The organism is Gayadomonas joobiniege G7 (assembly GCF_000300815.1).
GTDB classification, from domain to species: domain Bacteria; phylum Pseudomonadota; class Gammaproteobacteria; order Enterobacterales; family Alteromonadaceae; genus Catenovulum; species Catenovulum joobiniege.
Map to the genome: position 1 here is coordinate 67,733 of NZ_AMRX01000007.1, position 12,903 is coordinate 80,635.

Genomic DNA, 12,903 nt, shown 5'->3' on the forward strand with positions numbered 1-12,903 from the left:
ATGTGCCCAGTTGAAGTTAGAGCACACCGATTAAATTTAGAAATACCAATAAGATGATTAGCGGGCAAATAAATTGCAATAATACACGCAGGACAGTCAGTTGTTTAGTATTGATATTCAATTCACCATTCAGCCTATCTGCTGCGACTTTCCAACCGACAAATAAAGAGATGAAAAAACCTCCGAGTGGCAACATCACATTTGCAGTCAATGAATCTATCCATTCAAAGAGACTATGGCTGGTTCCGAATAAGGCGAGTCGGGTCCAATCGTGACCAACAAACGAAAAAATACTCAATAAACTCAACAGCCATAGGCCAAAACCCGCTGCTATCGCAGCTTGCACTCGGCTAAAGCCTTTTGACTCTATAAGCCAGGCAACACTAGATTCAATCAAAGCTATCGCTGAGGTGAAAGCGGCAAATACCAACATAATAAAAAATAGACTGCCTAGAAGACGCCCGCCAGGCATTTGTCCAAACGCTAACGGCAAGGTCTGAAAAATCAAACCTGGTCCTGCCCCGGGCTCTAATTGAAAAGCAAATACAATCGGGAAAATGGCTAAACCCGCCAATAATGCAACACAAGTGTCAGCAATAGCGATCCAAATTGAGGATTTAATAATTGAGGTATTTTTAGGTAAATACGCACCATACATGATCATAATGCCAGATGCCAAACTTAAGCTGAAGAAAGAATGGCCAAGTGCCGTTAGCACACTTTCCGTTGTCAATTTATCAAAGTCGGCGGCAAACATAAAATTAAAAGCCGCTGTAAAATCTCCGTAAACCGCTGAATAACCGACAATAAATAGTAATAATACTAACATGCCAGGCATCATAAAACGGGTCGCTTTTTCGAGCCCGTTTTGAACCCCTTTTGCAACAACAACCACTGTCACTATTAAAACAATACTGGTCCACGAAAGTAATTGAACTGGTGAGCTGACAAAAAGTTCAAACGTATCTTGCAAATATGCTGGGCTGGCACCGGCAAACCCTCCCCCGGCAGCTTTAAATACATACGCCAAGGCCCAACCTGCAACCACAGCATAAAAAGACAGTATCAGGTAACCCGCTATTACTCCCATAGCACCGACAAACCGCCAAGCAGGCGCAGATTTATTTTCTTGCACAACTCGGGCCACTGAGCGCATTGGACTTTGTCGTCCTTGTTTGCCCAAATAAACTTCAGCGATCATAACGGGTACACCAATTATCGCAATACAAGCTAAATAGACTAATACAAAAGCACCGCCACCATTTTCCCCCATAATGTAAGGAAACTTCCAAATATTTCCAAGGCCCACGGCTGCCCCAGTTGCAGCTAGGACGTAGGTCAGACGATTAGACCATTGCCCATGAACAACCTGTGAAGGTTTGCAAGACATATGAGGCTCCTGTATTGAGTTATTTTTTTACGATACGCGTATCCAGTTTAAGGTAGTCAAACATAATGTTAGCTGTTTCTTGTAAAAATACATCTTTGCCTTCAATATCTTCAGGGATGTCTTCTACCGATTCGACTTTTTCTTTACCTGCTCTTAAAAGTCTCTCATTCGCCCGTTGTAGACGTTTTAGTTTAGCTTCATCACGTTCGGCCAAACGAACTTTTTCGTTCAATGATTCATATTTTTTGTCTTTATTCTTTTTGTATTCTTCAATGTCTTCAAAAATATATTTAAATTCAGGGCTCTGTTTAATACGAGCTTGGTGCCTTTCAGTGAGTGTCTGAATAACACGCTCATCCACTAAGTCTACCGAGTCGTAGCGTGCGCTTGGGATTTTATCCCATGGCAAGGCGTTTTCTTCTTTTGCTTCGCCCCACTCGGCAGGATCGATAGCTGTTGGCATTAAAATATCAGGTACAACGCCTTTATTCTGCGTACTTCCACCATTGATACGGTAAAATTTAGCAAACGTATATTGAATATGGCCTAAAGGTTTATCTAATAAATCAAAACGTTTTTCCAATGCTCTGTGTTGCTGCACTGTGCCCTTACCGAAAGTTTGCTCACCAACGATCAAACCGCGTTGGTAATCTTGAATTGCTGCCGAAAAAATTTCAGATGCGGAAGCGCTGTATCGATCAACCATCACCAAAAGCGGTCCTGAATAGGCTACTCCAGTATCTCTATCATCCTGAACATTGATTCGATTACCGACACTGCGTACTTGCACTACAGGCCCATGGTCAATGAATAAACCGGTTAACGCAATAGACTCAGGTAACGATCCCCCACCATTGCCCCGTAAGTCGATAATAATACCTTCGACCTGTTCAGTTTTAAGTTCAGCGAGGTGTTTAGCCACATCTTGACTCATGCCGGCATAAAAACTCGGGATTTCAATCACACCAACTTTGCGTCCTTGATATGGCCCTTGTTCTGGAGTGAATACCTCGTAAGTCGCAGCCCTATCTTCGAGCTTGATTTTGTCCCGAGTTAATACAACGACTTCTGGTTTTTTATCTGCCGAGTCGCCTTTCAGCAGCTGCAAACGAACCTGGGTGCCTTTAGGTCCTTTAATCAATTCAACAACATCATCTAAGCGCCAACCGATGACATCTACAAACTCTTCATCTTTTTGCGCGACGCCAATAATTTTATCTTCCGGCTTAATCTGCTGAGACTTGTCGGCCGGACCACCTGGTACTAAACTTTTAATCACAGTGTAGTCATCTTCGGCATAAAGCACAGCGCCAATACCTTCAAGTGAAAGATTCATCTCCATTTCGAATCGGTCAGCGCGTCGTGGTGACAAATAGCTGGTATGCGCTTCAATCGAACGCGCAAAAGCATTCATAACAGCCTGAAAAACATCTTCACTTTGAGATTGAGCTAGACGTTTAATCGCCGTTGTATAACGCTTTTGTAAAAGCTCTTTAATCTTAGGCCATTCTTTATCTGCTAGTTTTAGGTTTAATGCGTCGTATTTAACTCTATGCGCCCAATAGTCTTTTAACTCATCAACACTTTTAGCCCAGTCGGCCTCTTCTCTGTCATAATAATACTTGTCATCAGTGTCGAATTTAAGTTCTGTATTTAAAACGCTTAACGCATACTCGTACATCTGCTTGCGGCGTTGCAGATTTAATTCGTACATGTCGTAAACAAAACCTAACTCGCCGCGATAAAAAGCTTCGTCAAAATCATTTTGATGTTCGGACATTTGATCGATATCAGACTGCAAAAAGAACTGTTTATTATAATCTAACTGATCAATATACCGCTGAAACACTTTTTGCGAAAAACTGTTATCAACGGCAAAACGTTTGTAATGCTGACGCGTAAACAATTGATAAATCCTTTTGCTTGCCAATGCATGTTGAGCTTCCTGATGCAGTTCAGGTAACTCTAGCGTTTTATCATCTGAGCTGGTTTCTGCCAGACCGGTTAAACTAAAAGATAATAAAAACGTCAGCAATAGGCTGCGCTTAAGCATTCTCATACGAATCACTCCGAAATCAGATTTTGGTACTTACCACTATTATTGCGTAAGTCACCGAAATATTAGGATAAATTTTTGCGCTCGGTTTTCACCGTCATACCGGTTGGTGTCTCTACCACCACATCGTCACCATTGACTTCACGTATAGTACATTTAACTGGTGATTGACCGAGACGAATATAGGCCTGCATACCTGGGCTTAAGTTCCCTTCAATTGGCGGTCTCTTTTTAGCCTGAGGTTTTGTTTTATTAGCGCTTGGGTTTGCAGGGTTAGATGTTTTAACACGCCCTGCTACTTTTGCACGGCCACTTTTTTTGTCCGTCTGTGTTTTTTGTTTACGGCGCTCTGCAAATTTTTGTTTACTTTGTTTCAACTGCTCAGCGGCATAATCAGCGTGCTCTTTTTCGATTTTACCAGCTTCGTTGCCTTCTAAATCAACTCGGATTGCATCTGTTTTGATACTTTGTAGATAACGCCAACTCGAAGTATATCGGCGTAGTGCCGCTCTCAGTCCGGTTCTGGAGACAGGAGCCTGATCATCTAAGCGCGCAACCATGTCTTTAAAAATGCCAATTTTTAAAGGTTTTGCTGGCCCCTTTAATGAAAAACAGTTCGGGTATTCTTTCGCAAGATAAGCAATAATATCTTCGTTTTTAGTCAATTTTTCTGGTTCAGCCGATGCTGAACGCTCTGTATTTGTATCCATGTGTGCGTTACTTTCTACTGTGTTATCTGTTGTGTTTTGAGTTGAGTCTTGCATTAAATTTTTACCATATTATGAGTTGGTTTGAAGCGCTATAAAGTTTTCAACCCAAAGCATCATTTCGTTTTCATCTTCAAATTCGGTTAAATATTCGTCTGCTGCTAGGCTGAACCAAAGCGACTCGAGCCAAGCATTTAATTCAGCCGCGGCAATTTCATCATCTGCCGTTTGATATAACAGATGAACTATCTGATTATAATTATCGGCCGCTAGTTCAAAATCTTCATGTTGCTCAGCTAAATCCTGAGGATCAACTAAAAATTCGTGGATAGAGAGTGATTCTTTCAAAGTTTTAAACTACCTACCTGCAAATTCAGGTTTTATGATACACTGAATTAACAATTTTATTAATATTCTGTTTGCTAGACGCTAAGACTACCATTGCATGACCTCTTTGACAAAAGGAATGGTAAATCTGCGTTTTTTAGCTAACGATTGTTTGTCTAGTTTGTTCAAACACGCCATAATACTGGCGTTATCCTGTTGGCATCGGTTGATAATGAAACTCGCTACTTCTTCTTGCATCGGTATGCCTCTAGCTTGTGCACGCATTTTTAACATTTGCATACGCGCTTCATCACCTAAAGGTCTAACTCGCCATTTTTGGCCCCAGTTTAACCGTGATATTAAGTCTGGCAGTTCGATACCTGATTCATTGGCTGGTACACTGGCAGCAAAAATGATCTTATGCCCCTGCTCTATCACACGGTTGATCAGATCAAACAAGCCAGCTTGCCAAGTATGGTTGATTTTAAGTGTATCTACATCATCAACAACAATTAATTGGTTGTGCTCAAGGCCAAACGTAAATTCAAGTGGCATCTGTAAGAGGTAATGACTCGGTAAATACTGAGAAGTTAAACTTTTTTGTTCCGCTAGATGACATGCCGCTTGCAATAGATGTGATTTCCCGCTGCCTTTGGGGCCATATAAATAAATTATCTGTTGGCTGGCAGTGCGGGCATCAGATGCAACAAATGCCTGTAGGCTTGCCAATAAAAGTTCATTGCCTTTTCCGTAGAATAGGTCAAAGTTTGCTTCTATCTCAAATTTAAAATCTATCGTTAATTGCTGTTGTTTCAATTAAATTGGCCTTTCCAGCGATACAGGTATTCAACTTTCGGCCCTTGGTGACCAAAGCTATATTCAACTTTTTCTATTTTATTATCAAGTGACAGTGCATTTAATAAAGTGCTTTTAGCACTGCTAAGTTTAAGCTCAAATGCAACACCCTGATCACTTAATGTTTTTACACTCACCTGTTTGACCGCAGAGAGGGTTTTAAAAAATTGTTGCACACGCACAACTTCAGCGGCATTTGCTAAATTTTCAAGATGGATAACAATAGATTCGTTTTCGCCAACAGACGACTGAACACTAAATTTCCGCGCTATTTCATCACTCACCCAGTCTATCATAGCTGGCCAAAGATCGCTGAGTTGACCACGTGATAAGGTTGTTTCTATTGTAGTGTCTTGAATGCTAAAAGTCATTTGTGCAATCCAGGCGGTTGGCAAGGCCTCAGACTGAGCATTCGAGTCTTGAAATACATTTGCTAAAACGATAGCTTCTGGCTGGTACCTTTCACTCGCGCTGGCAACTGCGGAAACGAACCGGCCACGAATATCTGTCATTTCTACCGCAAGTTGATCATCAAGATCCATTAACGGCAATATAACAGGGATGCCTCTATATTCGGCTTGATGAGTTAAACGGGCTGCTGCAATTTTATCATCATAGGCAATAATACGTCGGTTTTTGTCATCATTTAATACTATCCACCATAAGGATTCAGGTCGACGAGTCCCCCAAAGTTTTACACCTCGAGTTTGTAAAGTTTGGTTTATCAGTGTTTCGTTAAATCTGGCTTCTAATAAAAGTTGGTTATTTTTAGTCACAAAACTATATTGATGCAGATATTGGGTCGGCTGATTAATAATATCTGCAACGCTTGGATTACTCGCAATGCCCAGATCCCCCGTCACCTTGACTAACACTTCTTTAATTGCACTTTGATAAGCACTTTGACGATCCTGGTAACTTTGCCCTTCGACACTGATTTGACTGTTATAGAGATCTCGCATTTCTACGGCCGCAAGGCGGGTGCTCGATAAACATAATATTACCAACCAAAAAAAGTCACTATACTTAAATCTCATCTCTGCTCAAATTTTCCTTGCAAGGGTATTTTAGTTTTCGTGACTCAGTATAAAGCTTGTTGCGACAAATAAAAACGATCAACTTTCTTTAAAATGTGAAGTTGCGTATAATCTGCGCCAATCTATACAGTTCTTTTACATGACAGGGTAAGCTATGCAACCAATGCTGACAATTGCCGTGCGCGCAGCACGCAAAGCCGGCCACGTGATCGCACGTGGATTTTCCGAACTTGACCGAGTAACAGTAAATAATAAAGCCGACAATGATTTTGTCACAAATATCGATAAAGAAGCCGAAACTGCAATTATCGAAACCATTCGTCAATCTTATCCCGACCATTCTTTTATCGGTGAAGAAGGCGGCCAGCAAAATGGTAAAAACCAGGATTATATTTGGGTGATAGATCCCCTTGATGGCACTACTAATTTTGCACGTGGTTTGCCGCATTTTGCCGTATCCATTGCCTTACGCGTTAAAGGCCGCACTGAAGTTGGCGTGGTTTATGACCCAATTCGAGACGAACTCTTTTCTGCGGTTCGTGGTTCAGGAGCCCAATTAAATGGCTACCGTATTCGTGTTGGTAGTAAAAAAGATTTTAACGAAACATTGTTAGCAACCGGTTTTCCATTTAAACAAAAACATCAATTTGAAACTTATAGCAAAACCTTCGAAGCCTTTTTCAGAGTTGGTGGTGATGTTCGCCGAGCAGGCGCTGCAGCCCTTGATTTAGCCTATCTGGCTGCTGGCCGATTTGATTTGTTTTGGGAAATGGGTCTTAAGCCTTGGGATATTGCTGCGGGTGATTTGATTATCCGTGAAGCTGGCGGGGTTGTTTGTGATTTTGCTGGTGGCCATGAATATCTGCATTCAGGCAATATCATAGCAGCTAACCCTAAACTACTCGCACAAGGTCTAAAAATCATACACCCTTTGTTACCTGCTGAACTGAAAAAATAATTCGTTAACGCCGCTCAAATGCCTATTGGAGCGGCTTCACTTGCCCTAACGCGTTCACATTGTTAGATATCGCTAATATGGCAATGTTTTGCTATAGTCCTGAAAGTCAAATATTTAATAAACAAAGGACTCGAGTGAACAAGCTTTTTATTATTTTGATGTTATTTGCAGTTAGTATCAGCAGCAGGGGCCAAGCAGAAACCCTCTCAAATACAGCTGACTCGCTACTAAAAACTTATCAAAATTCGGTTTTTCAAGTTCAGTTAATCGAAACCCAAAGTGGCAAAAAATCAGCGATTGGTTCCGCTTTTTTAATAGCTGACAACCAGGTTGTGACTAATTTTCATGTCGTATCCGCTTGGGTGCATAACCCTAAACTCTATCATATAGAAATCATCCATCAGCAGCATGGTATCATTAAAGTAAGTTTGCAAAATTTTGATGTGATCAATGATCTTGCTGTTTTGACAGCCGATAAAAACCTTTCTAGCAGAACTTTCGCACTTGCAGATGTGTTGCCAGATCAAGGTGATAAAGTATTTTCAATCGGTAATCCTCACGACTATGGCATGATGGTGATCCCTGGCACTTACAATGGCATCACGGCAAATAGTTTTTACCAAAGAGTGAATTTTACTGGCTCTATCAATCCCGGAATGTCGGGCGGTCCGGCAATTAATGAAGCGGGCCACATTATTGGGGTAAACGTCGCCACAGCCGGTAATCAAATGGGTTTTTTGGTTCCATTAACCCACCTACAGACTCTATTAAAGTCAACATCTGTACCTTTAAAACATTCAGCGTTGAAAGGTAAAATTGAACAACAATTGCTCGCTAGTCAAAACCGTTTTTTTGGTGAGATTTTGGCTACACAATGGCAAACTTCTCAACTTGGGCGACACCAAATAGTGACAGAATTAACCCCTTATGTACGCTGTTGGGGTTATTCAAATAGTGACAAAAAAGACGCTTTGTTTGAGGCGAGTGAAGTCAATTGCAGAAGCCAAGAGCAAATTTTTATCAACCCAAAGCTGCGCACTGGCAATATAGAAATAGAATATAGTTATATCAAACAAGATTCACTCAATAGCTTTCAATTTTCTCAGTTACTTAAAGCCTCTTTTAGTGGTGTCGCGCCCGGCAATGCGGCTGGCAAAACAGATGTCAGCAATTATCATTGCCAGCAAGATATCATTACCCCGCCACCAGAGGGCTATCAAAAGTCACTATATTGTGTGCGTAGTTATAAAAAATACCCACAATTATTTGACGTTTTATATTTAGCTGTCAGTCATAGCAGTAACAACCAGGATGCGCTACTGTCTCATTACACTCTAGCTGGTGTCAGTCAACCAAATGCAAAGCGTTTTTTACGTCGATTTATTGAGGTGGTCAAATGAGCTTTGTTATCCAAGTATTTAATCGCTCTGACCGCGTTATCGCCGAGCATAAATTTACCCAAAAACCAGTTACAATTGGACGTGGATTTAATAATGATTTAAGGCTAACCGATCCCCATATTTCTGCGGAACATGCCAGAATTGACCTAGACGCAAACGGACAGCTATATATCCAAGATCTAAACTCGTTAAATAAAACGAAAGACTGTTTTGGTGGCCAAGTTAGCCGTAATATAATTAAAAGTGGAGACGACTTTTATTTAGCCAATACGCGTATAAGGGTGCTGTCATTAAACCACACGGTCGCCCCAGCAATAAAACTTTCAGCATTAGAACCGCTTGCAGAACGTCTCACGAGTAAAAAATTAACAGTTTTTTTATTTAGTCTATTTCTGGTTGGTTTTGTATTGCTTGGTTATTTTAATCAGTTCGAGAAATTTGAGCTTAAAAAGCTCTTCAATCCAGCGGTGCAACTCACCTTGAGTGTTTTTATGTGGCCGGTCTTTTGGAGTTTACTATCGCGGTTTTTTAAACACGAGGCTAGGTTTTTTGGACATTTAAATACCCTACTATTAGCGATCTTTACCACTCAAGTGATTAGTTTTGTCACCTATTTATTGCAGTTTAATGCACTATTCACAACAGCCTGGTGGCTAGATTATATATTCAGTATTCCTTTGGTTGCTTGCACCTTATATCTAAGTTTATATTTGTTTGGTTTGACGGATAGTAGAAAACGTCTATTTCGTAGTGCCCTGTTTACTTTAATCTTTTTCACCTTAAGTGAAATTAGCCAAGGTGTGAATATACGCGACTTTTCGCCAACCCCTGAGTATACATCAGCATTTTTGCCTAGCCACTTTTTAATTAGGCCCGCGCTTGATAGCGAAGACTTTATTGAACAAAGTGAGTCACTATATTCAGCGGCACAACAAACAGCAAAAGACGAGTAATTTATGCAAACAGTCAGCCAAAAACTACATCAGATCCAGCGTCAGCTGGGCACCTTAGATTGGCAAGTTTTTAGCGTACGAACTCTGTTACTCGCCCTAATAATAAGTGTCCTTTTGACAGCGGCAAATGCTTATGTTGGTTTAATGGTTGGCTTGACTGTTTCCGCCTCTATTCCTGCAGCTGCGTTAGCCATGGCGATATTAAGCCGCAGTAGAAGTGCTGGAATTAAACAGGCAAATATGATTCAAACGAGTGCGAGTGCCGGTGAAGCACTGGCCGCTGGGGTAATTTTTACAATCCCGGCCCTTGTGATTTCGCAACATTGGGCAAGCTATAGTTTCCCCGCTATTTTTTTATTGGCGTTAAGCGGCGGTTTTTTGGGCGTTATTTTTACTATACCTCTGCGTAAAGCACTAATAGTTGAACGAGCTTTACCTTATCCAGAAGGGGTAGCCACAGCACAAATTTTAAAAGCGGGTGAGTTTGATACTCAATCAGGTTACCAGAGTTTAGGGGCACGACATTTATTACAAGCTACTGGAGTCAGTGCTTTATATAAGTTGCTGCAATCTGGATTTGGCATGTTAGCAGGATCGGTTGCATGGAATACCAGTGTGAGCCAAGGCAAACTGCCATTTTTTTTCAGCATGCAATTAAGCCCTGCTATGTTAGGTGTGGGGTATATTTTAGGGATACGAATTGCAATTTTAGTTTTTATTGGCGGCCTTATTGGTAGTTTATTCGGGATCCCAATCAACTGGCTACTTCGAGCTGAACAAATTGCACCACAAATCACAGGCTTAAGCGCCAATACCGATTTAAGTCAACTAAGTCAGTTAAAATTAAGTGAAATTAACCAGTTTATTTGGCAAGAGAACCGCCGTATCGGGGTTGGTGCCTTATTAGTTGGAGGTATTTGGTCATTAATCGAAATAATTAAACCTGTACTGATTAGCGTTAAAACCAACTTAAACTCCTTTAAAAATTGGCAGCGCTTAGCCCCTAATGAAGCGTTCGATTTGCCATTGCCATTGTTATTAGCACTTGTACCACTGTTATTGTTAGCACCGGGTTATATGTTTATAAACCTACTTGGTTTGAGCTGGGAAAACCTGCTGTTAACAGGCATTTGTTTATTACTACTTGTGCTTTTTGCATTTGTTTTTGCCAGTGTTGCCGCCTATATGGCGGGTATTGTAGGCAGTTCCCATAACCCCATTTCTGGGGTCACTATTATCACAGTCGTATTGAGTGCACTGTTTTTATATCAAACCAGCTTGTATCTACCGATCGTCGCTCAGTTAGGCCCAGCCTTGGTATTATTTTTAGCTGCTGTGATCTGTTCGGCCGCTGCAATTTCCGGCGATAATATGCAAGACTTAAAATGTGGTTCATTAATTGGTGCACTGCCATGGCAACAGCAAATATTTCAATTATTTGGTGTCACCATTGCCGCTTTAATATTGCCATTTATATTGTACTTACTCGACGCAAGTTATGGTATTGGTCGGCCGCTTACCAGCGGCGGGCAGTATTTACCCGCACCTCAGGCCGCCCTAATGGCTGATTTAGCAACCAGTGTATTTGACGATAGTTTGGTTTGGTCTTTTGTTTATTTAGGCGCCGCTATTGCTGTCGTATTTATTATCGTTGACCAAATCTGTCGACTGTTAAACATAAAACAAAGATTCCATGTTTTGGCCATTGCTATCGGTATTTATTTACCGCTCGGTCTTTCCACTGTGCTTTTGGTCGGTGCGCTCATTGCTTCGCTGGTTAAGTATAAAAGCCATCGCAACCAGCGCCAACAATCTGAGCAAGCTGGGATTTTATTAGCTTCAGGTCTGGTCACCGGAGAGGCGCTAATGGGCGTCTTGCTGGCAATTGTCGCAAGCTTTGTGATGCCGCTTGCAAGCCCGATAGAAATGGGCAGTGTGACCGGCCTCTGTGCGTTTATTTTAGTTGCTTATTACCTATATAAACGCACCCGCCGGCCCACGGCTGGATTTAAAAAGATAAACTAAATCCACTATTTAACGTAATGGCTTTAGCCGCTGATAAATTAAAATTATCGGCGGCAAGCTTTAAATAAAAGTTATCATGCCGAACGGCAGCCAAATAGCTGTTAGAGTGCCATTGATAGCCGCTTTCAAAACGCCAATTTGCCCAGTTGGCGGCAATACCAACAGCCGGAAAATAGGCGTCATTTGCAGCATACATTTCCGCCCATACCGGCAAGCCTAAGTTACCTTCTAATCTGAAGTTTAGTTGGGTTGTCATGCGCATTTGATAACGCCCATCAGGATAAGTCCCACTAAAACTTGGTTTAATAGAAAAAGTACCATCTGCATTGAACACCTGATTGCGGGTATCTAACTGACCTTGAGTTCGACCTAATTTATCAAAAGTAAACTGATTGAATAGATCGGTTAGCTGTATCTGCATTTGCCAGTTTTGATTCAACCGGTATTGCAGACTGACATCAAAACTATAGCCCTGACCTTGGGTATCCCAAGCGCCATGGCAACCAGCCACAGGAGGGTCGCTATCAGGACAGTTCTTGCGCTCTAACAGTGCATCTTCAAAATATGCATAATCGATTACGCCGGTAATATCATAACTGTCGTCAACATCTGAAACGATAAAATCACCGGCAACAGTGCCACTTTCCATATATTGCACATCCCACAGGTAGCCCATCACCTTTATATTAAGTGACTGCAACTGATACTGATAACCCAAACCTATCCCATTGGCTCGAATGTGTTTAGCTTTAAAAAATAATTCGTATATATCTTTATCAACGGGTCTTTGTTCTTTTTCTAAAAAAAATAACTGAGCGGCATCAGGGGTAAATTTAACATCATAGTCATAGCGGCTAGCAAGACTAATCAACCAATTTTGATGTTGCAGATTGAAACTAATTCGGTTATGAGTAATGGCTTCTCGGCCTCTTTCGGGTTCATCAGAATAGCTGCTCTCCTGTGCTATACGACCAATTGGTATCACCCCACCAAAAGTATTTACAACCGGCATCACTTCACTATAACTAAAAGATGACAGTTCAGTACTTAACTGCCAATTGCTTGACGAGTTATTTTCGTTTGCCATCACTTGCTTGCTTAGGCTAATCAAAAGGCAGGCCACTGCCCATTTATTCTTTTTGTTCATAAAACTTAAATACCTAAAAAAGGGGCCTGAGCCCCTTTTTTCATGCGA

11 protein-coding genes are annotated in these 12,903 nt (G+C 41.3%); 4 read left to right on the plus strand and 7 right to left on the minus strand.

Features of this window, described 5'->3' with window-relative positions; genetic code table 11:
• Positions 1 to 16 precede the first annotated feature (16 nt).
• The 6 genes from C727_RS0112495 to C727_RS0112520 form a co-directional block, all read right to left on the minus strand.
• A complete protein-coding gene (locus C727_RS0112495) occupies positions 17 to 1,390 on the minus strand; it encodes a sodium-dependent transporter (RefSeq protein WP_017445984.1) in 1,374 nt (457 codons plus the stop codon).
• Positions 1,391 to 1,409: 19 nt separating this feature from the next.
• Complete coding sequence (gene prc / locus C727_RS0112500; RefSeq protein ID WP_017445985.1) at positions 1,410 to 3,449, minus strand: carboxy terminal-processing peptidase; 2,040 nt, start codon at positions 3,447 to 3,449, stop codon at positions 1,410 to 1,412.
• Positions 3,450 to 3,511: 62 nt separating this feature from the next.
• Positions 3,512 to 4,210 carry an RNA chaperone ProQ gene (proQ, locus tag C727_RS0112505; protein ID WP_017445986.1) on the minus strand — a complete coding sequence of 233 codons (699 nt, stop codon included), beginning with the start codon at positions 4,208 to 4,210 and terminating at the stop codon, positions 3,512 to 3,514.
• A gap of 15 nt (positions 4,211 to 4,225) precedes the next feature.
• Positions 4,226 to 4,501: a hypothetical protein gene (locus C727_RS0112510; protein WP_017445987.1), complete on the minus strand. Its 276-nt coding sequence runs from the start codon at positions 4,499 to 4,501 to the stop codon at positions 4,226 to 4,228.
• 87 nt (positions 4,502 to 4,588) lie between these two features.
• Positions 4,589 to 5,296: a DnaA regulatory inactivator Hda gene (gene hda, locus C727_RS0112515; RefSeq protein ID WP_017445988.1), complete on the minus strand. Its 708-nt coding sequence runs from the start codon at positions 5,294 to 5,296 to the stop codon at positions 4,589 to 4,591.
• Entirely contained in the window at positions 5,293 to 6,372 is a 1,080-nt protein-coding gene (locus C727_RS0112520; protein WP_017445989.1) for a DUF2066 domain-containing protein, read from the minus strand. Before C727_RS0112520 ends, hda begins: the two co-directional genes overlap by 4 nt.
• Positions 6,373 to 6,526: 154 nt before the next feature.
• Here C727_RS0112520 and suhB point away from each other — a divergent pair, with 154 nt between their 5' ends.
• From suhB to C727_RS0112540, 4 genes are all read left to right on the plus strand, one after another.
• Positions 6,527 to 7,330 (plus strand): inositol-1-monophosphatase, encoded by an 804-nt coding sequence (gene suhB / locus C727_RS0112525; protein WP_017445990.1) that lies wholly within the window; start codon positions 6,527 to 6,529, stop codon positions 7,328 to 7,330.
• Between the two features lie 134 nt (positions 7,331 to 7,464).
• Positions 7,465 to 8,730, plus strand: coding sequence for a S1 family peptidase (locus tag C727_RS0112530; protein WP_162131401.1), 1,266 nt, complete (start codon positions 7,465 to 7,467; stop codon positions 8,728 to 8,730).
• The gene (locus tag C727_RS19665; RefSeq protein ID WP_017445992.1) at positions 8,727 to 9,683 is read left to right on the plus strand and encodes an FHA domain-containing protein; all 957 of its coding nucleotides are present in this window, start codon (positions 8,727 to 8,729) and stop codon (positions 9,681 to 9,683) included. Before C727_RS0112530 ends, C727_RS19665 begins: the two co-directional genes overlap by 4 nt.
• Positions 9,684 to 9,686: 3 nt before the next feature.
• The gene (locus C727_RS0112540) at positions 9,687 to 11,708 is read left to right on the plus strand and encodes an OPT family oligopeptide transporter (protein WP_017445993.1); all 2,022 of its coding nucleotides are present in this window, start codon (positions 9,687 to 9,689) and stop codon (positions 11,706 to 11,708) included.
• Here C727_RS0112540 and C727_RS0112545 read toward each other — a convergent pair.
• Positions 11,692 to 12,855: a hypothetical protein gene (locus C727_RS0112545; protein ID WP_017445994.1), complete on the minus strand. Its 1,164-nt coding sequence runs from the start codon at positions 12,853 to 12,855 to the stop codon at positions 11,692 to 11,694. The two genes, C727_RS0112540 and C727_RS0112545, sit on opposite strands and share 17 nt — an antisense overlap.
• Between the last annotated feature and the right edge of the window lie 48 nt (positions 12,856 to 12,903).

Excerpts from the sequence above, each read along its gene's own strand:
- C727_RS0112495 (WP_017445984.1), bottom strand. The coding sequence starts at position 1,390 with ATGTCTTGCAAACCTTCACAGGTTGTTCATGGGCAATGGTCTAATCGT.
- prc (WP_017445985.1), bottom strand. The coding sequence starts at position 3,449 with ATGAGAATGCTTAAGCGCAGCCTATTGCTGACGTTTTTATTATCTTTT.
- proQ (WP_017445986.1), bottom strand. The coding sequence starts at position 4,210 with ATGCAAGACTCAACTCAAAACACAACAGATAACACAGTAGAAAGTAAC.
- C727_RS0112520 (WP_017445989.1), bottom strand. The coding sequence starts at position 6,372 with ATGAGATTTAAGTATAGTGACTTTTTTTGGTTGGTAATATTATGTTTA.
- suhB (WP_017445990.1), top strand. The coding sequence starts at position 6,527 with ATGCAACCAATGCTGACAATTGCCGTGCGCGCAGCACGCAAAGCCGGC.
- C727_RS19665 (WP_017445992.1), top strand. The coding sequence starts at position 8,727 with ATGAGCTTTGTTATCCAAGTATTTAATCGCTCTGACCGCGTTATCGCC.
- C727_RS0112540 (WP_017445993.1), top strand. The coding sequence starts at position 9,687 with ATGCAAACAGTCAGCCAAAAACTACATCAGATCCAGCGTCAGCTGGGC.
- C727_RS0112545 (WP_017445994.1), bottom strand. The coding sequence starts at position 12,855 with ATGAACAAAAAGAATAAATGGGCAGTGGCCTGCCTTTTGATTAGCCTA.